This is a genomic window from Microbulbifer variabilis, assembly GCF_052468405.1.
The window spans coordinates 343,053-365,403 of sequence record NZ_CP174343.1; the positions used below are offsets into that span (position 1 = coordinate 343,053).

Annotated in this window: 13 protein-coding genes; 6 read left to right on the plus strand and 7 right to left on the minus strand. The window is 49.5% G+C overall.

Going from position 1 to position 22,351, the window contains the following annotated elements; genetic code table 11:
- Positions 1-112: 112 nt before the first annotated feature.
- Positions 113-1,891, plus strand: coding sequence for a DEAD/DEAH box helicase (locus tag ACJJJB_RS01975; RefSeq protein WP_020412120.1), 1,779 nt, complete (start codon positions 113-115; stop codon positions 1,889-1,891).
- Between the two features lie 86 nt (positions 1,892-1,977).
- Here ACJJJB_RS01975 and ACJJJB_RS01980 read toward each other — a convergent pair whose 3' ends face one another.
- Both ACJJJB_RS01980 and ACJJJB_RS01985 read right to left on the minus strand, forming a co-directional pair.
- Positions 1,978-2,517 (minus strand): cytochrome b, encoded by a 540-nt coding sequence (locus tag ACJJJB_RS01980; protein ID WP_445365626.1) that lies wholly within the window; start codon positions 2,515-2,517, stop codon positions 1,978-1,980.
- A 73-nt stretch (positions 2,518-2,590) separates the two neighbouring features.
- Positions 2,591-3,559 carry a LysR family transcriptional regulator gene (locus ACJJJB_RS01985; protein WP_020412122.1) on the minus strand — a complete coding sequence of 323 codons (969 nt, stop codon included), beginning with the start codon at positions 3,557-3,559 and terminating at the stop codon, positions 2,591-2,593.
- Between the two features lie 180 nt (positions 3,560-3,739).
- On the opposite strand from ACJJJB_RS01985, the gene metE reads away from it, so the two are divergent.
- The gene (gene metE, locus ACJJJB_RS01990) at positions 3,740-5,974 is read left to right on the plus strand and encodes a 5-methyltetrahydropteroyltriglutamate--homocysteine S-methyltransferase (RefSeq protein ID WP_445365627.1); all 2,235 of its coding nucleotides are present in this window, start codon (positions 3,740-3,742) and stop codon (positions 5,972-5,974) included.
- A gap of 97 nt (positions 5,975-6,071) precedes the next feature.
- Here metE and ACJJJB_RS01995 read toward each other — a convergent pair whose 3' ends face one another.
- Both ACJJJB_RS01995 and pepQ read right to left on the minus strand, forming a co-directional pair.
- On the minus strand, positions 6,072-8,123 hold the full coding sequence (locus ACJJJB_RS01995) for an amidohydrolase family protein (protein WP_445365628.1): 2,052 nt from the start codon (positions 8,121-8,123) through the stop codon (positions 6,072-6,074).
- A gap of 205 nt (positions 8,124-8,328) precedes the next feature.
- Complete coding sequence (pepQ, locus tag ACJJJB_RS02000; RefSeq protein WP_444945572.1) at positions 8,329-9,630, minus strand: Xaa-Pro dipeptidase; 1,302 nt, start codon at positions 9,628-9,630, stop codon at positions 8,329-8,331.
- A gap of 83 nt (positions 9,631-9,713) precedes the next feature.
- Here pepQ and purU point away from each other — a divergent pair, with 83 nt between their 5' ends.
- The 4 genes from purU (at position 9,714) to ACJJJB_RS02020 (ending at position 16,510) form a co-directional block, all read left to right on the plus strand.
- Positions 9,714-10,553, plus strand: coding sequence for a formyltetrahydrofolate deformylase (purU, locus tag ACJJJB_RS02005; protein WP_444945571.1), 840 nt, complete (start codon positions 9,714-9,716; stop codon positions 10,551-10,553).
- A gap of 591 nt (positions 10,554-11,144) precedes the next feature.
- Entirely contained in the window at positions 11,145-11,876 is a 732-nt protein-coding gene (locus ACJJJB_RS02010; protein ID WP_020412128.1) for an AraC family transcriptional regulator, read from the plus strand.
- 393 nt (positions 11,877-12,269) lie between these two features.
- Entirely contained in the window at positions 12,270-15,077 is a 2,808-nt protein-coding gene (locus ACJJJB_RS02015) for a TonB-dependent receptor (RefSeq protein WP_445365629.1), read from the plus strand.
- 101 nt (positions 15,078-15,178) lie between these two features.
- A complete protein-coding gene (locus tag ACJJJB_RS02020) occupies positions 15,179-16,510 on the plus strand; it encodes a glycosyl hydrolase family 18 protein (RefSeq protein ID WP_282951485.1) in 1,332 nt (443 codons plus the stop codon).
- Between the two features lie 252 nt (positions 16,511-16,762).
- Here the strand turns inward: ACJJJB_RS02020 and ACJJJB_RS02025 are convergent, their stop codons facing one another.
- The 3 genes from ACJJJB_RS02025 to ACJJJB_RS02035 form a co-directional block, all read right to left on the minus strand.
- A complete protein-coding gene (locus tag ACJJJB_RS02025) occupies positions 16,763-17,107 on the minus strand; it encodes a hypothetical protein (RefSeq protein ID WP_157533367.1) in 345 nt (114 codons plus the stop codon).
- Between the two features lie 112 nt (positions 17,108-17,219).
- Positions 17,220-20,111, minus strand: coding sequence for an aminomethyl-transferring glycine dehydrogenase (gene gcvP / locus ACJJJB_RS02030; RefSeq protein ID WP_445365630.1), 2,892 nt, complete (start codon positions 20,109-20,111; stop codon positions 17,220-17,222).
- A gap of 743 nt (positions 20,112-20,854) precedes the next feature.
- Positions 20,855-22,117 carry an MFS transporter gene (locus ACJJJB_RS02035; RefSeq protein WP_353376904.1) on the minus strand — a complete coding sequence of 421 codons (1,263 nt, stop codon included), beginning with the start codon at positions 22,115-22,117 and terminating at the stop codon, positions 20,855-20,857.
- Positions 22,118-22,351 lie beyond the last annotated feature (234 nt).

Genomic DNA, 22,351 nt, shown 5'->3' on the forward strand with positions numbered 1-22,351 from the left:
CTTTGTTTAAAAAATAGGCTGATCTAAATCGACTAACCTGTTAGACTGCGCGGCCTTTTGACCCGCCGCTCCGGTCCCTCGATAGGGACTTTGGCTTCAAGTGAATTCCGAAATGACCGATACCCCTAAACCGGCCGGCTTCGACCAGCTGGGCCTGCCGCCTGAAATCCTCAATGCCATTGAAAAGCTTGGTTATGAGACTCCGTCCCCAATTCAGGCGCAGACTATCCCTTCCTTAATGGAGGGCCGCGATGTACTGGGCCAGGCACAAACTGGTACCGGCAAAACAGCTGCTTTTGCGCTGCCGCTGCTTTCCCAGTTAGATTTGAGTGACCGGCGCCCCCAGGCGCTGGTATTGGCGCCGACCCGTGAACTGGCAATCCAGGTGGCAGAAGCTTGCCAGGCCTACGCAGGCAAACTTAAAGGCTTTCATGTAGCACCGATTTACGGTGGTGCCGACTACCGTGGACAGATACAGCAGCTGAAGCGCGGAGTACAGTTAATAGTGGGAACCCCAGGTCGGGTGATGGACCATATGCGCCGCGGTTCTCTGGACCTCTCCAACTTACGTACGCTGGTACTGGATGAAGCCGATGAAATGCTGCGCATGGGCTTTATTGATGATGTGCAATGGGTATTGGAACAAATTCCCGAAGAGCGCCAGATTGCCCTTTTCTCTGCGACCATGCCCAAAGAGATTGCCCGTATCGCCCGAGAGCACCTGCAGGAGCCGGTAGAAGTCAAAATTCGGGTTAAGACCGAGACTGCTGAGACTATTCGCCAACGGTACTGGCCAGTGGGTGGTCTTCACAAGCTGGATGCACTGACCCGCATTCTGGAAGCTGAGCCAGTGGATGCCACAATTATTTTTGTGCGCACCAAGAACAGCACTGTGGAGCTCGCAGATAAGCTGGCAGCGCGTGGCTTCGCCAGTGCAGCACTGAATGGAGATATGGCACAGAACCTGCGTGAGGCGGTGATCGATAAGCTCAAGAATGGCAAACTCGATATCGTAGTGGCCACTGATGTGGCGGCGCGAGGCTTGGATGTGAAGCGTATCAGCCATGTGATCAATTACGACATCCCCTACGATACCGAAGCCTATATCCACCGTATTGGCCGTACTGGTCGCGCAGGCCGTGAAGGTGATGCCATCCTGTTTGTTGCACCGCGTGAACGCCGCATGCTGCGAATTATTGAGAAGGCCACCAAAAAGCCGATTGAAAAGCTGGAGTTGCCAAGCGCGGCGGCGGTTAACAGTGCTCGTATGCAGCGTTTCCGTGAACGTATTACCGCAACATTGGAAGGCCAAACTGATCTGGCTCCCTACCGCCAGCTGGTAGAGGAGTTCCTGGCACAAAATGAAGTGGACCCACTGGATGTGGCCGCGGCGCTGGCTGCGATGGCTCAGGGCGATCAGCCTTTGTTGATCAAAGAGCAGGAGCCCAAGCAGCGCAGAGAACGACGCGAGCGAGATGATGACTTCGAAGGGGCGCGCGGCCGCAAGCGAGGTGGTTATGAGAAAGACCGCAAATTGCCGGCACCGGACGAAGGCCTGGAGCGCTACCGTATCGAAATCGGACGCGAACATGGTGTAAGGCCTGGCAGTATTGTTGGCGCAATTGCCAATGAAGTGGAGCTGGATAGTTCCTACATTGGTCGTATTGAGATCTACCCGGATTTCACTACGGTGGACCTGCCTGAAGGAATGCCAAAAGAAGTCTTCCAGCACCTGAAAAAAGTGCGTGTGTCTGGAAAGCCGATGAAGATATCACGCTTTGATGAGGCGAGCTCAAAGCCCAAGGGTAAACCGAAAGGTAAACCCAAGGGTAAGTCGAAAGATAAGCCAAAAGGAAAGCCGAAGTTCAAGCGGGAGAATAGCGGGGAGTAATATAGCCCCTATAAAAAACGGCGCCGAAGGCGCCGTTTTTTATTTGATAAACCATTTTAGTTTATCGCTTTTTCTATTCTCTGGTGCTAGCGCTGCGGCAGCATACGGGTCAGGGTGGTATCGCGCTTCACAAAGTGATGCCACAGGGCGGCGGCAATATGCAGGCCAACCAATACCAACAGTGCCGGCCATAGAACGTCTTTGTGAAGGAAGGCGAGCTGCTTGCCCAGATCGGGGTTTTTCTCTAACAGGCGTGGCAACGCGAAGAGACCAAAAAATTCAGTATCCCGGCCAAACAGCTGGCGCATGGCAATTCCGGATACTGGCATTGCCAACAAGACCAAGTATAGGGCGCCGTGTGTCAGTTTGGAAATGGCCTTCTGCCAAGTAGTTCCCTGAATTTCCGGGCGCTTGTGACGTGCACGCCAGTAAAGGCGAACAGCCAACAGCATCAGTACAGCAACACCCAACGAGAAGTGCAGGCGTACAAACCAGCCGCGCATGGGGTCCTCCCGGTCGAAGAACTCATGTAGCTCTACAGCGCCCCACACGGCCAGCAGTAGAATCACAAATAACCAGTGCAAGCCCTTGCTGACTGAATTCCAGCCTTCGTTCGATGTTGACATAGGTAAATCTCCTGTAAAAACAATGCCCGAGAAGAGGCTTATCAATTGTGGCGAGTGTGTGCACCCGCTCCCGTTATGTCTCTGTGGTTAATTCGGCCTGTCGGTTTTTATCCCCAGTGGCAGCGCGAATGCCCTTCAAGTGGGAAAAACAGGTATCCCGCGCTGTTTGTAGGAAGTCAGCTAAGTAAGCCTGCTCCAGTATTTCCTCTCGCACTGCTGCGTAGAGGGTGCTCCAGAGGCCCTTTTCCCCCAAGCGCAATTGCGCAATAAATCCTTTTTGCAGGTATTCGTGTAGGGCCCAGTCGGGTAGGGCACAGACACCACGGCCACTGGCCACCAGTTGCACCATCATAACCGTCAATTCTGCCGTACGCACATCTGCGGGTTCAACACCTGCCGGGTCGAGGAAATGTTGGAATATATCCAGGCGCTCCCGCTCCACGGGATAGGTGATCTGTATTTCTCCGTCCAGGTCATTGGGGGTGACCCAGCGCCGCTTGCCATTTTGTAATAAGGGGTGGTTACGGCTGAGCGCCAGGCACATCTCGAAGCTGAACAGAGGGTAGTAGTGGATACCTTTCAGCTCTGAATCAGGGTTGGAGGTGACCACGAGATCCAGATCGCCGCGAACTAGTGCCGGTAGCGGTGCGAAGTGAAATCCACTACAGAGGTCCAGCTCTACTTCGGGCCAGTCGTCGCGGTAGGTATTTAGGGTTGGCATCAGCCACTGATAACAGCTGTGGCATTCAATGGCGATATTGAGACGGCCAGACTGGCCTGAAGCGAGCCGGGCCAGGTCGCGCTGTGCGACGGCCACCCGCGGCAGTATGTCGTCAGCGAGCTGTAACAGACGCAGTCCTGCGCTGGTAAAGCGTAGCGGGCGGGATTTGCGCACAAATAACGGCTGATCGTGGCGCTCCTCCATTTCCCGGAATAAATGGGATAGTGCCGACTGGGTTAGGTGTAGCCTCTCGGCGGCTCGGACCAGGCTGCCGGTCTCCCTTAGGGTGCAAAGGGCACGTAGTTGACGCAGCTCAATCATCTTTAAATTTATTCATGTTAACCGCAAAAAATATGAAATTGATTGAATAACACTGTGCCGACACAATCAAGTCTGAATTATCGCGGAGTGTGTGACGGGATCTGGAACCGGCGATTTACCACGAACGACCGTATACACGGAGCGATGCTCCCTCACAGGAATGGACTTGGTAACAGAGACATGGCGCAGACACATATTCTTGGCTATCCCCGTATCGGGGCCAATCGTGAGTTAAAGAAGGCCCAGGAGGCATACTGGCGTGGGGAAATTTCCCAGCAGCAACTCTTGCAGGTGGGAGCGGAAATACGTCGTAGCAACTGGCAGGCACAGAGTGATGCCGGTCTGGATTGGGTGACAGTGGGAGATTTTGCCTGGTATGACCAGGTACTGAATCACTCGTTGATGTTTGGTGTGGTGGGCGATCGTTTTTCTGAAGGTGCCGCGGAGAACAAACTGGATCAGTACTTTCGTTTGGCGCGGGGGCGAGCGCCCTCTGGGCAGCCGGTTGCGGCCAGTGCCATGACCAAGTGGTTTGATACTAACTACCACTACCTGGTACCGGAGTTTACTGATCAACAGGCCTTCTCCCTGGATAGTGAATGGTTGTTGGATGAAGTGCGTGAAGCTCAGGTTCAGGGGCATAAAGTAAAGCCGGTAGTAATGGGTCCCTTAACCTACTTATGGTTGGGAAGAGGCGTTGATAGCGCTTTGGCCCTGTTGCCGAGTTTGTTGCCGTGTTACACACAGTTGTTTTCGCAGCTGGCTGATCTCGGTGTGGAGTGGGTACAGCTCGATGAACCAATCCTGGGTTTGGACTTGCCAGAAGAATGGCGCTCCGCATTTATTGGTGCACACAAGGGGATTGGCGCGGATTCTGGCAGCCTGAATTTACTCCTGGCAACCTACTTTTCCCCACTGCGGGAAAATCTACAGCTGGCTTTCTCTCTGCCAGTGGATGGTGTGCATATTGACTGTATACGAGCGCCAGAAGAATTAAATACCGCCCGCGATCTCCTTGGTGATAAGCAGGTACTTTCTGCGGGTGTGGTGAACGGACGTAACATCTGGCGTGCAGATCTGGATAAATGGCAGCGTGTCCTGAAGCCAATGGCGGAAAAGCTGGGTGATCGCTTGTGGATCTCAGCCAGTTGTTCGTTGCTACACAGCCCGGTAGACCTGGATACTGAAATCTCCCTGCCCGTGGAGCAAAAGCAAAAACTTGCCTACGCTCGCCAAAAACTGGATGAGCTGGTGCACTTGCAAAGTCTTCTAGATCAAGAGGTAAGTACGACCGTAACCGAGTTGAAGAGCGGTGATAAAAGCGGTTCAGTTGCCCAACAGCTACGGGATACATGGCGTGAACAGGGTTACCTGGAGCGTGTTCCCGTGCAGGCTGAGCGCTGGCAATTACCACTGCTGCCTACAACGACTATCGGTTCATTCCCACAGACTGATCTACTGCGCAAGGTTCGCCGCCAGTATCGCAATAGTGAAATCAGTGAAAAAGATTATCTGGAGCATTTGCGCGCGGAGATTGCTGAAGCGATCCGGCGGCAGGAAATTCTTGGCTTGGATGTTCTGGTTCACGGTGAAGCGGAGCGCAACGACATGGTTGAGTACTTTGGTGAACAGCTTGATGGATTTGTGCATACCGGCAATGGTTGGGTGCAGAGTTATGGTTCCCGCTGTGTAAAACCGCCGATTATTTTTGGGGATATTTCCCGGCCCCAGGCAATAACTGTGGAGTGGAGTAGCTACGCACAGAGCCTTACCAAAAAACCTGTAAAAGGCATGTTGACTGGCCCGGTAACGATTCTCAACTGGTCCTTCCCGCGAGAGGATATTCACCGCAGTGAGAGCTGCCTGCAAATTGCCAGGGCTTTGCGTGAGGAGGTTCTGGACCTGGAGTCGGCGGGTATCGGTATTATTCAAATAGATGAGCCGGCTCTGCGCGAAGGCGTGCCCCTGAGAGAATCAGAACATGCAGATTACTTCTCGTGGGCGGTGGGTTGTTTCCGCTATACCTGCAGTGAAGTGAAAGCGGAAACGCAAATCCATACTCATATGTGCTACAGCAATTTCAATGCAATTATGGATGCTATTGTTTCCCTTGATGCGGATGTGATTACTATTGAATCTGCGAGATCTGACCTGCGCCTGCTCAGCGCTTTTGCCGACAAGGCCGGTGGTTACCCCAATGAAATTGGACCTGGCATTTACGATATTCACTCTCCCAATGTGCCGGATAGGGGTGAGCTGGTGGAGCGGCTTAAGAAAATTGCACAGGTGGTGCCAGTTGAGAGACTTTGGGTAAATCCGGATTGCGGCCTTAAAACCCGTAACTGGGCTGAGGTGGGGTCATCCTTGCTGAATATGGTAGAGGCTGCGCGTACTGTGCGTACAGAACTGGCTTAGTCAATTTATAAGTAGAAAAACCGGCAATCATTTGGATTGCCGGTTTTTTCTTTTCTGTTTTTTCCGCTTCTGTTTTTTCCGCTACTGTTTTTTTCGCTTATTCGGACTTGTTGGCTACTGTAGTAGTGTTATTTAATTCAAATGGCACTGAAGGGTGGAAAGGTTTAATACCCAAGGCTGTGTAAAGCTCATCTGGGCGATACATATTCTGCCCCTCGAGCACCAGTGCGGTGCGACGCAGCGCGGTAATATCCTCGAGAGGATTTCCCTCCAGTAAAACCAGGTCTGCATTTTTCCCCACCGCAATACTGCCAGTGTACTCGTCGGCCCCCATAACCTGCGCCGGTACCAGGGTGGCCGTGCGCAGCACATCAATATTGGGAATACCGGCTTTGGCATAGAGCTCCAGTTCACGTAACAGGGTAAATCCGGGGATGCCATCGGAGCCCGCGACCATAGTGACCTTGTGCTCGTGTAGCTTGAGCATCATGGCCAGCAGGGCTTCCGCTGAAAGGTCGTAGTCATCCCGGTGTTCCGGCTTCACATCCAGTTCGGCTCCAATAAAAGCGCGCTGGATATTCACTGGAAGGTGGTCGGTAATATCGGCAAATTCAGGATCTACTTTGCCCGGTTGGCGCAGTAACATCGAGCTGAATACGGTGGTGGTTGCGTCTACGACAGTGCCTTTCTTGGCTAGCTTATCCAGGAAAGCAGCCACTTCTTTGCTATCCAGATCCAGCTCGTGGGCGTGCTCCCCGATTTCTGTAAAGCGCAGTCTTTTACGGGTATCTATCTTGCCCATAAAATTCAGGAACAGCATATTGATATGCTGAATTTCATCAAAGCCCGCGTCCACTGCCTCTTCGGCGGTCATAAATGCAGGAATATGACCGGACAAACGCATACCATTTTCGTGGATATGCTTGGCTAAGGGAGCGATCCACTCGGGCTCCATTGAGCTGTAGGTTTTAATTTGCTGATAGCCGCGATCCGCGTACCATTCGACAATATCCTTGGCTTCTTCCAGGCTGTCTGCAGTCTTGCCCATACGCATGGCATTTTCGCTTTCCCGGTCCATAAAGCCCGCGCGGAATAGGTCGCCGCCAATGATTTGCTCTGACTCAAACATCCCTTCAATACGCATGATACTTTCATGGGTATTACCGATGTCGCGAACATTGACAATGCCAGCGGCCATATTCAGAACACCATCGGTAGGGGATAAGTGGGCGTGCATATCCCAGAGGCCGGGGATCAGCGTATGGTTACGGGCATCAATGGTGGTTGCCCCGTTGGCTTTGATCGGTTTTTTACTGATTTTTGCGATCTTTCCATCTTTGATCAGAACATGCTGCTTTCTCTGTAGTTTGCCAGATTCAACATCAACCAGGTTGACGTTGCTGATCAGGATGGGTTGGGTTGATGTGTGGGTATGTTTTTTGGCAATACCTTGCAGGTACTGGTCTGCGGCTGCGACTTGCCGGGTTTTCAGTTCTTCGAGGTGAGATTTATCCCAACCTTTGCGCAGGATGGCGAACCATCCCCCCTCATCGGAGGCAAATAAATCCCCATTTTCATCGTACCAGGCGAGATCTGGGGTAAAGCCCAGGCCACTTACGCCGTAAAGGTGGACCGTTTTCTTTTTCTCGCCTTGTTGCAGGGTCACTTTATCAAGCTTATGGAGGCGTGCTTTTCCCTGCGGCAGTAAATCAATATTTTGATCTGCATCGGCAATCAGTGCTTTTACCAATTGCGCCTGTACGGCAAGGGTGCTGTTCTTGGGAATATAAAATTGAGCTTCGGAAGTTTTTGCACTGCCATGTTCATCGGAACCTTTCCAGCGAGCGACACCATTTTCCAGGGAAAATTCTTCGCTGACTGGAGCACCAAATGGGCTGATCCCTTCAATGGATAGTTGCTCGGGCATTGCCGCCTCACCGATAGTGAAGCTCTCCTTGAGGTTTAGGCGGCGGTTATTCCAGCTGAGCTTTAATTCACCAGATACCTTTGCTCCATCCTGGTGAATAATTTCAGAGCCGGCAATGCCCTCTTTATCGTAAAAAATATATTCGATTGATTTTGCATAAGCGCTATTGGCTGCGGCTAGAACTGTGGCTGCGATAAGCGTTGCCAGTGTTTTTTTTCTCATGAATTGTCCCTTTTCTTGTTGTAATACCGGTGATGGACTTTGGCTTCTTTTGGGTGAGGGGGCAAGCAGCTTAGGGGCGCAAGCGGCGAGAGGAAAAGCGGGAGCGGTAGGGCGTTCTTTAATGTTTTAACTTTCGGAGTAACGTAAAGGTATTGCGAGAGCGCTTACCTGTATGCACTCTCACAATATTGCTTTAGCCTATGAACTAAGGGTTGCGAGAAAGGTTTTCGTTACCGGATGCGTGTACAACAATATTGTCTTCAATGCGCACGCCGCCATAGGGGCGGAAGCTGTCGACCTTATCCCAGTTAACCTCGGCAGCGAGGTCTGAGTCTTTTAGCTCTCCCAATAGGCTATCGATAAAGTAGAGTCCCGGCTCGATGGTAAATACCTGGTTCTCCTCGATAGTTCGGCTGGTACGCAGGAACGGGTACTCGGCCGGTGGGGGTGTCGTGCCTCCATCGGGGCCGGTCTGGTGACCGCCGACATCGTGTACCTGGAGGCCGAGGAAGTGACCCAGACCGTGTGGCAGGAATGGGCGAGTTAAGCCGGATTCCACAGCACTCTCGGCAGAGGTTTTGATAATGCCAAATTGGGCCAACAGCTCTCCCACGTTTAAGTGGCACTGGCGATGTAGTTCCGGGTAAGGCAGGCCAGGTTTGAGGCCGTCTACCAGCTGCAACTGCTTTTCATCCATAGCCGTTACCAGCTCTGCGAACTCATTATCGGCATAGGCGTAGGTGCGAGTGATATCAGAGCAGTAGCCATTGCAGTCGGCACCCGCATCGATCAGGAAGCTTTTCAATTGCGACTCAGGCAGGCGTTCAGTAGACAGGTGGGTGTAGTGCAGGATTGCAGCGTGTTCATTCAGGGCAACAATATTGCCGTAGGGCATACGGTTCTCGCCCTGGCCAGCAGCGCCCAGGTAGGCCTGGTTGATTTCAAATTCACTGGCGCCACTGCGGAAAGCCTGCTCGGCGGCGCGGTGCCCATTGACCGCAATACGGTTCGCCTCACGCAGGCAGGCGACCTCATAAGGCGTTTTATAAGCGCGGGCCCAGTGCAAGCGGTTGATCAGAAGCTCCGGATTTTCCTCCCCCAGTGACCAGCCTTGCAGCTTGTCGCTCTTACCGATAAAAGCAGCATTCTCTGGGCTCAGGAACGCCTGGGCATCGGCCGGCTTGCTCAGTAGCTCGATATCGTAGAAATCGCTCCAGAAGGTCTGGGGTGCCGGCGGTACATAGTGCCAAAAGTCTACTGGGCGGTAGAACAAAAGCTTTGGCTTTTGTCCGCGCTGATAGATAACCCAGCTGTGGGGATTGTCGGTAATGGGAACCAGTGCCTTAAAGTGGGGGTTCACCTTAAACGGGTAGTAGTTATCGTCCAGAAACTGCACCCTGGGAGCGCCACTGAATACGTTGAGGATTTCAAACCCGCTCTGCTCGAGGATTTCGTCGTAGCGGCGGCACAGGGTGGCCATATGATCGGCGTAAAGGTTTTTATCCATGTTCTCCCCAAAATGGATCGCTGAATCTATAAGACGGCATAGTGTATAGTCTGATGTCTGGATATTTGGCCTGAAATTCGACCATGGAAAAGAAGATACTGCTGACCGACTGCCCTGATGATAAGGGGCTGATCGCGAAGATTACCAACATTTGCTACAAGCACCAGCTCAATATCATCAAGAATGACGAGTTTGTAGACCGGGAACAGGGGCGCTTCTTTATGCGTACTGCCCTTGAAGGGATCTTCAATGATGCAACTTTCCTGGAAGATCTGGATATGGCCCTACCTCAAGGTGCTGAGCGGCGCCTGGTTTCGACAGAGCGTAAGAAACGCCTGGTGCTGATGGTTACCCGTGAGCCTCACTGCTTGGGGGATATACTGATGAAATGCTATTCAGGTGCCTTGGATGTGGAAATCACAGCAGTGATCGGTAACCACCCTGATCTGGCGAGCCTGGTACAAAAGTTTGATATTCCCTTCCATTGCGTGCCTGCGGAAGGGATGGATCGTGTGGCACATGAGCAACAGGTTGCTGCGTTGGTAGATGAGTACAACCCGGATTACCTGGTGCTGGCCAAATATATGCGTGTACTCACTTCTGATTTTGTAGCCCGCTATAGCGGTCGCATCATCAATATTCACCACTCCTTCCTACCTGCCTTTATTGGAGCAAAGCCCTACCAGCAGGCCTATGAACGTGGTGTGAAGATCATTGGAGCCACAGCGCACTTTGTTACTGATGACCTGGATGAAGGGCCGATTATTGAGCAGGATATCATTCATGTAGACCATGCTTACTCCGCAGAATCTATGGCAGATGCCGGTAGAGATGTTGAAAAGCTAGTACTTTCCCGGGCCCTGCAATTGGTGTTGCAGGAGCGGGTATTTATCCATGGGAATAAAACCGTAGTGTTTAAATAAGAGATGAAAAAGGGGGCTGAGAGGCCTTTTAGCTGAAATGGTGTATAAATTCAGAGGACAGAATGGGAATGAATAGTACCCGGATTCACAAATTTCCACCCAGACAGAGAACAATAACAGGTCTACTATTTTTTTTGTTGCTTTCAGCTTGTTCTAACCATGGGCCTATTCCCGGGATGGTGGAGTCTTTTCAAACTGAGATCGCCCCCAATGGCGCCAAGCGTTTTACATTCAGCATAAATCGAGAGCGACGTGATATACCTGCGCCTGTTGTGGCGAATACCAGCCCTCAGCGGCGAACGCAAAATGAGTCAGTGAGAAAAGTGGGTTCGACTCGTCGAGTTGAAAGTTACTTTGATTGGGCCCTTGAACAAAAGATGTTGGAAACAGGTTTTTGTACGCAAGGGTATTTTGAGATTGAACGTACTATTTCAGAGTATGGTGGTGAAGTGCGTGGAGAGTGTAGAGAAGGAGCGTTTTAGTGCTTTTTCTGACTTTCGTTCTCCAGATTAGGTTTATTGTTTAAAGAGGGCTTTTTAGTCAGTAGTAAAGCTTGGGTTTCGGTTAGTACTAAAAATGTAGATAAGAATAATGAAGTACGAATCAATTTTAGAGCAAGTCTCTACTCAGCAGATCATTGCAGTATTTGACCTTATATCAGATATTATTTTTTGGGTAAAAGATGAATCCGGCTATGTGGTTCATTGTAACCGGGAGTTTATTGAGCATGTCGGATGCAGGTCCTTGCATCAGGTAGTAGGCCGCTCAGATATGGACTTCTCCCCTTCTTATCTCGCTAAAAACTATATGCGTGATGATAAAAGGGTGATGGCAGGAGAGACTATTACAGATCGGCTGGAATTGAATATTGGTAAAACAGGCGAGTTAGTTTGGTTTACGACATCAAAACGCCCATTAAAGAGTGCCAGTGGAGAAATCATAGGAACCTATGGCGTAGCTCGAGATCTTAAAGAGACAGTTAAGACTCTCTCTAGAATGGACAAACTTAAAAGGCCAGTTGAATACATAAAAAATAACTATAGCCAGCCAATTGCAGTGGAGGATTTGGCAGAGGCCGCGAGTTTATCGGTGAGTGCATTAGAGCGGCGTTTCAAAAAATATCTGGATAAAACACCTATGCAATTTGTTCGGGAAGTCAGATTAGAGAACTCTCGCCGTATGTTAGTGGAAACGCAAAGCCCAATATCTGAAATTGCTTATCGGGTGGGATTTACGTCGCATAGTTACTTCAGTAGACACTTCAAAGGCATGTTTGGACAGCTTCCAGCAAATTATCGTGATGAAGTTCAGTCCAATATATAAAGATCAATTAAGCTGAGTACCCTCAGCGACTCTGGAGAGAGTATTGCGTTATCCTTTCCTGTTGAGTTGATAGCCGCCCATTTCATTCATTTCCGAAAATTCTATACCTAAGTTTGACATAGGTTTTTATTCCTAAAAACAAACAGTTAGCTGACTATTTTTGGCTTTTTGTGACTGTTTATTTTTTTCTTAAAATCTAAGACGCCGATTTTGTTTCATTAGTGTCCCAGTATTGATTACCTCTTCATCAGGGTTTTTTTTTAGGGTTTTAGTGCTCAACAAATGAACTGTCTTTTTGGGGTTTAGGGTCCCCTGACAGTTTTGCGTCAGCCCTCCACTTGGGGGCTGGCACTTTTTGAATCTCGGATAAAAAGAATAGAAAGTTGGGACGCTATGAAATCAATCAATAAGAATAGTCTAAACAAGGTTAAAATTCGGAGTAAGGGGCTTAAGCGCAAGACTATAGCCTCCGCTATTGTTCTAATCATTAGTAACATGGCTAATGCAGAAGAATCCTCCGGTGAGGATAAGCCGATAGAGCACATCGAGGTAATTGGCATCCTTGAAAGTAACACCAGAAACTTGGAGATCAAACGAGATTCCAATGCCATTGTGGATGCGATAACCGCAGAAGATGTAGGCAAGTTTCCGGACAAAAATGTTGCAGATTCACTTCAACGTGTACCGGGAATAACAATTACCCGCAGTGGTGGTGAGGGTAGTAGGGTTAGTATTCGTGGCACCAGTGCTGAGTGGACCTTGACCCAGTTAAATGGAAATTACATTGCAACCTCCGATGGAGGAGCACCATCTCGTAGCTTTAATTACACTTTGTTGCCTTCCAACATGATCAGCAAGGTAGAAGTCTATAAAAGCCCAGAAGCTAGAATTGATGAAGGGGGAATTGGTGGAACAGTTATTCTGCACAGCCGTAAACCTCTGGAAATGGAGTCTGGAGAGGGCGTTATTACGACTGAAACCACTTATTCAGATACCAATGAGCAGTGGGAGCCGCAGTATAGTGCTTTTTACTCCTGGAAAAATGAGAGTGAAACCTTCGGTATTCTGGCTGGCTATACCAAACAGGACAGAACTGTAACCTCTATTGAAAACTACGCGAGCCATTGGCGATTCCACTCAGACACGGTTGAAGGTGCCGAACGCCCGGCAATTGTTGACCAGGAAACTGGCGAAGTTTACAACAATGTTTGGGCGCCCAGGGCTATGGGTATTGGTAATCATGAGCAGGATAGGGCCAGGGATGGTTATCAAATTACCACTCAATGGCGGCCAACTGAGCGCTTGGAATTTTCTCTGAACTATTTCGGTTCCCAGTTGGGATACGATACCCGTAGTCAGAACCTCACCTTAGCTGAATGGAATGATAACCATAACCCCTACTTTGGCGTTGAGCTCGAAGGGGACACCGTAGTTACCTATGGCAACGGTGATAACGGCCTGCTAAATGCGAATAACTGGGGAGATGCTGATGTCAATGGTGGTGTCGAGGTAGAGCGAGGTTTAATGTCTCCGCAATTGACCGGGCAGGATAGCTACGGTGAATCAGAATCTCATACCTTCGACCTCGAAATTCTTTATGAAGGTGACTCTTACACAGCAGCAGTAAATATTGGACGAAGCTCTGCAAAAGGTGGTGTCTCCGAAAGAATCATGGCAAATATGGATGCACGTTATGGTTCCGTAAATAGTTGGCTGTGGTCTATTGCCGATGGGGAACCTAGCTACGAAATCTCTACAGATCTCACCTCGGATCAAGAGGCCTATCCATACTATGATTGGTTTAGTTCTGACGCTACCCAAAATCGGGACAGAGAAGATTATTATCAGCTTGACCTGGGGTTTGACACTAATTGGGGAATAGTCAACAAAGTCTATGTCGGTACTAAATATCGGGATCATGAAGCAAAGTCCCTAAGAGATACTTTCTTGTGGGATGACGGTATCTCGGATAACGGTGGTTATCGTGGGTGGTTGTCGGGTACAGAATGGTTCCACAACCCGGATTTTCATCCAGATACTTCGATCTTACTTGGTAGCGACGTAATCGATAATAGCGCAGGCGATACCGGGGCTATTAACTATCTACCTTTTGATATAGATGCGCTTAAAGCCTACGTGAGTGATAATTTCACCCGGACTGTAGTTCCTGTGTTATCCGGTACCTATACCATCGAGGAAAAAATATTTTCTCTTTATGCCCAGGCGGACTTTGAGTGGGAGGCTTTCCGGGGTAACCTTGGTGTCCGCTATGTTAATACAGACCTAACTACCTCGACATACGATGACATTATTGGTCAAGAGACAGATATTACCAGTGCAAATAATAGAAGTGCTGATAGTGAAAACTTCCTGCCAAGTTTAAATATTGCCTGGGATCTAACTGATGAGCTGGTATTACGATTTGCTGCAGCAAAAACTATGTCTCGAGTCAGTTATGCTGACTTGGGGCAGGCTGAGTCATATGGCCCTCCTGTAAATATAAATTCACCGGATTCTTGGACCGGACGTGGGACCGGTACTTCCGCAAATACTGGACTAGAGGCGATGCTTTCCAATCAATTCGACCTGGGAATTGAATGGTATTACCTTGATGGTTCCGCACTTGGAGCAACATTATTTAGTAAGGATATTAGCAATCTTCCTATAACTACAACTGAAGTCGTATTGCGTGAGCACAGTTGCTGTAATGGTCCCATTGAAGTCGATATGACTACAAAAACAGGAGGTGCTGAGGCAACTTCTAGAGGTGTTGAACTATTTGCACAACATGCGTTTGAAAGTGGTTTTGGTGTAATGGCTAATTATACCTACACTGACACTAGTACTTCGGGAGTATTTGTTAATGGTGTAGAAACTGAAGCAGAAATTCCTGGAACGGCAAAGCATCAATACAACCTTTCCGGTTACTATGAAAACGATTTGTATAGTGTACGAGCATCTTACAATTGGAAGGATGACCGGGCTGGAGGGCTTCATCAGGGATATAATTTGTACGACAAAGCCTATGGGCAACTTGATCTTAATGCCAGCTATACCTTTAATGAAAACCTCAATTTCACGGCATCTATTATTAATTTAACAGAGGAAAAGACAGAGGGGTTCTGGAAACAGGAAAACAGGATGACTTATTATAATTACTCTGGTCGCCGATTATATATTGGTGCAAACTATAAATTCTAACACCTCGTTGATCGTAGTATTGGGTGTAGAGCATACGCTCTACACCATTTTTTTAACTTGAGATGTTAGGCTATAAAATTTACAGAACTACATAATAAAAAATGAGAAAAGATATGAAGCAACCAACACGTAGAGCAATGCAAGCTGTTTGCGCCACCTTCCTATTTCAGGCTGGTGCATACGCAGATATTGAAGTGGTCAATTCGGATGTCTGTCCCTCGGACGCTACAACAGTAAGCTATTCTGAAGCGCTTAATTATCCTGATGAATTTTGTGGTCTTCTCAATAGTGGTGATTTAGTCGGCCTATCAGGTGGGGCTTCAATCGAACATCTGGGGGCCAATTGCCAATTGACGGGTAATGACAGTCGCCAAATAGCGAAGACATTATGTAAGTCTGAACCTTCAGCACCACATGTTGTGAGTGGAAGCAGTTGTTCATCCGATGCAGACCCGGTTACCTATCTTGAGGCACAAATTTATAAAGATGAGCTGTGTTCGGTTCTGGGGGACTGGGAAATTGCAAACCTTGCCGATAATGCCTCCATGGATGGCAGTGGATATGGGTGTGGTTCACGCAAGAATGAAATACGTGAGCTGGGCTCAACACTGTGTAAATCTGATACTCCTCAGGAAAGTGGATCTGCTCCGAAAGTTGCCTACATAGAGGTTAACAGTAATAACCTGGGCAATGCGGGCTGCTTTACAGAGAGCGATGGTAGTCAGTTGTTCGATATAGCTGTTATCTTCGCGGCAAATATTAATTACGATGGCCAGAAAGCTGTTTTGCATTTCAATAATCAAGTGTCAGACCTGCTCAATAACAATTTGAGTACAGTACAAGATTTACAAAACAAGGGTACGAAGGTGGTACTCAGCGTTCTCGGAAATCACCAAAATGCAGGTTGGTCCTGTTTTGCCGATGAGCAGTCCGCTGATGACTTCGCGCAGCAGCTCAAAGATGCCGTGGATCAATATGGGTTGGATGGTATTGATATTGATGATGAGTACTCGCAGTGCAGCCAAACCTATTCTGACTCCTTGGTAAAAGTGACTAGTGCATTACGAGAGAAGATGCCTAACAAAATTATTTCTAAAGCACTTTGGAGTGATACCGATGCTTTTCAGGCTGAATGGAATGGGAAGAAACTGGGCGACCAATTAACTTATGGTTGGGAGATGAGCTATTGGTTGGGCTCAAGCTGTACTTCACGAATTCAGAATTACTTAAATTTGGGGGTCGATAGATCCAAGTTGGGTGTTGGCGCTTCTACTGTGTTGAATACTGCTTCTGCAGCGAGCGCTTTAGCATCGTGTAATGAGAATAATAATCTTGGTGGCGGCACTATGATTTTTAATGTGACTAAAGATTCTAGCAGCTATCTTTCTACAGTATGGCCAGGTACTTCAGAGATCCCTAATTGCCTTAAGTGATTATATAAACCCTGGCTGAGAGCCCCGTGGGAATTGGCATTAGTCGATGAAGCGGGGTAGGTCTTAAAAAAATGGAGATTGAAAAGTAGTTCAAGGGAGTGAAAAAGGTGTACTCAATTATTGACTCTGGTATTTATTCTAAAATTACTATGTTGGGTCAATTGTCATTTCTTTGAGTCAAGCGGGGGTAGCCTGATATCTTTTTACGTTGGTAACAGCAGTGCTTCCCCTACTCAGTACTTAGAAACAACTTTACGAAGCCATTACTACCTTGCCTCCCTCACAGATGGCCCCATTGTTTGGCCGATCATACCAAAACTTAATTGGTATTCGAGCAGCATGAGCAGCTAGAACTACACTTTGAATTTGTTTAATGGACTCGTGAGTTACGCCTTGGGAGTTCCCTACTTCAATATAAATACGTTTGCCACTTCCATCTGTACATGCGGAATTAAAAGCTTGTGGAAAATTAATTTCCAGCCTCCCATCGGGTAGAACACCAACAGTTTCTGGAATCTGGTAGCTGGGCATAGCTACGCTTGCTAATGATGGACTTGATATAGCCAGGAAGGATAGACCGATCACAGTTTTCTTCACTTCAACTCCTTTTCGTGTAGCTTTATAGATTAGTAATTTTTGATTGTGCTTAATGATATAGAAAAGCGGGCATATAGCCCGCTTTTAAATCCACCTGTGAGAGTGTTGGATTTTACTCGGCGTAGCTCTCGATCGGAGGGCAGGAGCAGATCAGGTTGCGGTCGCCGTATACGTTGTCGATACGGTTGGCAGCCGGCCACACCTTGTGTTCTTTTAGCCACGCTGCCGGGCGCGCAGCGATATCACGGGAATAGCTGTGGGCCCACTCTTCGCTCATCACGTCCTCAAGGGTATGAGGGGCATTGTGCAGCGGATTGTCCTCTGGGGTGTATTTACCGCTGGTTACATCTTCCACTTCCTGGCGAATTGTTGCCATCGCTTCGATAAAGCGATCCAGCTCACCCTTGGATTCACTCTCGGTAGGTTCGATCATCAGGGTGCCGGCTACCGGGAAGGACATGGTAGGGGAGTGGAAGCCAAAGTCCATCAGGCGCTTGGCGATATCCTCTTCAGTGATACCGCTAGCTTCCTTGAGCGGGCGCAGGTCAACTAGGCATTCGTGGGCAACAAAGCCATTGGTGCCGGTGTAGAGCAGGGAGTAGTGCTCACCCAGCTTCTTGGCTACGTAGTTGGCGTTCAGGATTGCCATCTCAGTAGCCTGCTTCATGCCCTGCTTACCCATCATGCGGATATACATCCAGCTGATTGGCAGGATACTGGCGGAGCCCCAGGGAGCGGCGGAGATGGTGCCGTTATCCAGGTTGGTTTCCGGTACTTCAGTCACCGGGTGGGCCGCCAGGTAGGGCTTCAGGTGTTCGCCAACAGCGATCGGGCCCATGCCGGGGCCGCCACCACCGTGAGGGATACAGAAAGTTTTGTGCAGGTTCAGGTGGGATACGTCACCACCGAACTGGCCCGGCGCGGCGACGCCGATCAGGGCGTTCATGTTGGCGCCATCAATATAAACCTGGCCGCCAGCCTGGTGTACCAGGTCGCAAACTTCGCGGATACCTTCCTCAAATACCCCGTGGGTGGATGGGTAGGTGACCATCAGTGCGGCAACGCGGTCGCCGTGCTCTTCGATTTTGGCTTTCAGGTCTTCGATATCCACATTGCCTTTATCATCACAGGCAACCACAACCACTTTCATACTCACCATCATGGCGGATGCTGGGTTTGTGCCGTGGGCAGAGGCGGGAATCAGGCAGATATCGCGCTGGGTTTCGCCCTTCGCTTCGAAGTACTTCTTGATAGCAACCAGGCCAGCGTATTCGCCCTGGGAGCCGGCATTGGGTTGCAGGCTAACGGCATCGTAACCGGTACAGGCGGACAGCATCTGCTGGAGCTGGCGGAACATTTCCGCGTAGCCTTCCGCTTGATCTACGGGTGCGAAGGGGTGCAGCTTGCCGAACTCTGGCCAGGTGACCGGGATCATCTCGGCTGTGGCATTCAATTTCATGGTGCAGGAGCCCAGGGGAATCATGGAGTGATTCAGGGCGATATCCTTGGCTTCCAGAGACTTGAGGTAGCGCAGCATCTCGGTCTCGGAGTGGTAGGTGTTGAACACCGGGTGGGTCAGGAATTCAGAATCGCGCACCAGGGCGGCGGGTACACCCAGGGAGCCCTTGCTGGCAATTTCGCTGTCCAGAGTATGCAGATCGATGCTGTGTTCGGTGCCGATAAAGGCATTGATCAGGTCGGACACATCCTGCAGGGTGGCGGTCTCACTCAGACTCACACCCAGGGCGTCTTCACCAATTTTACGCAGGTTGATCTCAGCGGCCAGGGCGCGCTGGTAAATCTCTTCCTGCTTGGCGCCAACGGTGACATTCAGGGTATCGAACCAGCTGTCGTGGGCCAGATTGAAGCCTTCCTGCTGCAGGGCGGAAGCGAGAATATCTGCCAGGCGCTGGATGCGGGCAGCGATGGTTTTCAGGCCTTCGGGGCCGTGGTAAATCGCATAGAAAGCGCTCATTACCGCCAACAATACCTGGGAAGTACAGATATTGGAGTTGGCCTTCTCGCGGCGAATATGCTGTTCGCGGGTCTGCATAGCCATGCGCAGGGCACGCTTGCCTTTGCTGTCGACGGAAACGCCGATAATACGACCCGGTGCGGAGCGCTTGTAAGCTTCGCGGAAGGCGAAGAAACCAGCGTGGGGACCACCGTAGCCCATGGGGATGCCGAAGCGTTGGTTACAGCCAACAACTACGTCTGCACCCATATCACCCGGTGCTCTCAGGGCTACCAGGCTCATCAGATCTGCGGCCACGGTTACCAGGGCGTTGGCTTCGTGCACCTTGGTGATGATATCGGTCAGGTCGCGTACGCGACCGGTGCTGCCGGGGTATTGCAGCAGGGCGCCGAACAGCTCGGCGGGGATATCTTTCTCCACATCGCCGACAACGACCTCGAAGCCGAAGTGCTCGGCGCGGGTTTTAACTACGGCGATGGTCTGCGGGTGGCAGTCCCGGTCCACAAAGTAGACGTTGGATTTGTTGCGTTTGACCTGGCGCTTACACATGGCCATGGCTTCAGCTGCTGCGGTACCTTCATCCAGCATGGAGGCGTTGGCCAGTTCCATACCGGTGAGGTCCATAATCATCTGCTGGAAGTTCAGCAGGCCTTCCAGGCGGCCCTGGGCAATTTCCGGCTGGTAAGGGGTATAGGCGGTGTACCAACCCGGATTCTCCAGCACGTTGCGCAGGATCACATTGGGGGTAATGGTGTCGTGGTAACCCATACCAATAAAGGTGCGGTAGATCTTGTTGCGCGCCGCGATATCTTTCAGCTCTGCGAGGGCCTCCACTTCATTGATCGCATCGGCCAGATCCAGCTCATCGGTCTTGCGAATGGCTTCGGGCACGGTTTTTTCGATCAGCTCTTCGAGGCTGGCAACTCCGAGGGTTTCCAGCATGGCCTCTACCTGTTTGGCATCGGGGCCAATATGGCGATGGATAAAGGCGTCGTGTTGTTCCAACTGCTGCAGCGATGGTTGGGTCATAAACTTCGTTCCTGTAGTCGCAGGGAGTCGTCGCGGTGCGCTCGCGGTTAAAAATAGCACCTGGCCTCGGTACCGCTTTTCCTGTGGAAAGCCTCGGGCCTCCGCATTGCGGATAGGCGAGGGTAACGCTTGGGAGAATCGGTTTGCTGGCAGCCCCAGTGTTGCAATACGGAACCAGAGGGGAAGCCGGGCCATAGCGGCAGGCGCGCATCTTAGCAATCGGCGCGAGTAGGGGCAATCTGCGGGTTTTGGGCGGGGAAACTGCTAAATTTTGGCGCAAAAAGTGGGTTAAATCCTGTGAAATGGGGGCTGGGGAGATTTTGTTCTACATATGGCTGAGCAGATTTGAAGTCTGCCTATTTCACTATTAGGCCGCTCACTGCTAATGGAATGCTGAATGCCGTGCTTCTTCCCTACGTTTTTTCTTTTTTTCTCAATAAGCACACCATCTCAGCTCCTTCTACAGATTAGCCAACACCTTATTGAGAGCGACGTATCAGCCACCAAGAATTGCGATATGGGTGTAGTCAAAGCGACCATGGATGCCGCTTATGGAATGAGGCTTATATTAGATGTCGTTTAGCCCGGGTGCTGAATCTTTAAATCCACGAATGACCGGTTATCTGGGGTGAGATAGAGGAATGTTCAAAATAGAAAGAAGTTTTGACGATATAACCATCCTAAGGAATTCAATCGCTTTCCTGCAAGTAGGTAATCCCCCCGAAGGGGGATGAGACTGGACGCTAACCTTGCTCTATCATTCGCCTGTCTTTGGCTATTACTTTGGGGTTAAATTCCGGGCTCAAAAATATACAACTGCCACACAGCCCCATGGCTGCTAGCAATAACCAGGTATTGTTCAATCCCATTACGGCTGCGCCAAAACCACAAACCAGTGAACCAATAACACCGCCAAAGCGAGTTGTTAATGAAAAGATGGAATCAACAGTTGACCTGACTTCGTCCTCCACTGCTTCATGTTGTAACTGGGCAGAGGCAGAAAGCCCCAGACCGATACTAAAATTAAACAATAAGAATAAACTTACAAACAGTAACAAATCTCCAGACAGCGCCAGTAACATCACTAAAGATAATTTTATCAGGCTGGCTATCAAAAGTACTTTCCCCAATTGATGGTTCAAAAATTGAGTCATCCAGGTAGTAATTCTCGCTGACAGACTGCCTAATAGCATGATCAATGCCATTAATAATCCGTACAGCCAGCCCACGGACATATCGCCTGATAAGGCCTCTAAGCGTACCGGCCAATATTTTTCGATAGCACTGGCTATTGGAGTCAGTAATATAACAGTCAACAACAAGCGCCATAGTGATGGCGAGTAACAGGCTTTAATACCTAAACTGAGCTGGCTGGGTATTTGACTGATATTTGAAAGTCGAAAACGATCAAATACACGATTCTCTCTGATCTTTGTCTTGGTGAAGGCGAACAAGAGTAAACTACTTAGCAACGCCAAAAATATAAGTCCCCGATATAGATCCAGATCATGATGTCCGAAATATTCCCCACTTCCTACGACCAAGGCGCAGCATAGTGCACCTAGGGCTCCGATGAGTCCGGCACGAGTCGCGATACGCGCAAAACCCTCCTGTAGACTCATTGTACCTTCAGCTTGGTTAAAGCATTCTACAAACCAGGCATTTAAAGATCCTGAAAATAATGCCTGGCTAGCTCCCCATAAAAACATCGCCACCAAGGCTCCATAGAAACTTTGCCAAACCAATAGCACCACGTAACAAGTCATAGCCATTGTCAAAGAGACTAAGTATACCTTTTTCCGACCGATCTGATCCGCCAAGCTACCAGTAGGTAATTCAAAAAGCATCACTGACAACCCCATGACTGCCAGTATCATCCCCAGCTGCGGCATAGACATACCCATAGCTAAAAACAAAGGCGTTAATATAGGCAATATTAAATAGGTGGAGAAAAAACCCCATCCCATTTGAAATCCGTATAAACGGATTAATTCTATTCGCTTCATAAACCCATCCTAAGGAACCCCTGAAAAACTCTGTAATACCCCTGAAAGCCCCGGCGGATATCAGTTGTAGGGCAATCATACTTAATGAAACATATTCAAGTATTAGATAGATGTTGGAAATAATTTAGAGATTGACTGAATTTAAACATAATTTTAAGGCTCTACCAGAATCATAATTTCCTGTTTAGGGGAATTCGTACTCTGTAAAAGACGAATCCCCCCCTGGAAAAATCA

Excerpts from the sequence above, each read along its gene's own strand:
- ACJJJB_RS01975 (WP_020412120.1), top strand. The coding sequence starts at position 113 with ATGACCGATACCCCTAAACCGGCCGGCTTCGACCAGCTGGGCCTGCCG.
- ACJJJB_RS01980 (WP_445365626.1), bottom strand. The coding sequence starts at position 2,517 with ATGTCAACATCGAACGAAGGCTGGAATTCAGTCAGCAAGGGCTTGCAC.
- ACJJJB_RS01985 (WP_020412122.1), bottom strand. The coding sequence starts at position 3,559 with ATGATTGAGCTGCGTCAACTACGTGCCCTTTGCACCCTAAGGGAGACC.
- metE (WP_445365627.1), top strand. The coding sequence starts at position 3,740 with ATGGCGCAGACACATATTCTTGGCTATCCCCGTATCGGGGCCAATCGT.
- ACJJJB_RS01995 (WP_445365628.1), bottom strand. The coding sequence starts at position 8,123 with ATGAGAAAAAAAACACTGGCAACGCTTATCGCAGCCACAGTTCTAGCC.
- pepQ (WP_444945572.1), bottom strand. The coding sequence starts at position 9,630 with ATGGATAAAAACCTTTACGCCGATCATATGGCCACCCTGTGCCGCCGC.
- purU (WP_444945571.1), top strand. The coding sequence starts at position 9,714 with ATGGAAAAGAAGATACTGCTGACCGACTGCCCTGATGATAAGGGGCTG.
- ACJJJB_RS02010 (WP_020412128.1), top strand. The coding sequence starts at position 11,145 with ATGAAGTACGAATCAATTTTAGAGCAAGTCTCTACTCAGCAGATCATT.
- ACJJJB_RS02015 (WP_445365629.1), top strand. The coding sequence starts at position 12,270 with ATGAAATCAATCAATAAGAATAGTCTAAACAAGGTTAAAATTCGGAGT.
- ACJJJB_RS02020 (WP_282951485.1), top strand. The coding sequence starts at position 15,179 with ATGAGAAAAGATATGAAGCAACCAACACGTAGAGCAATGCAAGCTGTT.
- gcvP (WP_445365630.1), bottom strand. The coding sequence starts at position 20,111 with ATGACCCAACCATCGCTGCAGCAGTTGGAACAACACGACGCCTTTATC.
- ACJJJB_RS02035 (WP_353376904.1), bottom strand. The coding sequence starts at position 22,117 with ATGAAGCGAATAGAATTAATCCGTTTATACGGATTTCAAATGGGATGG.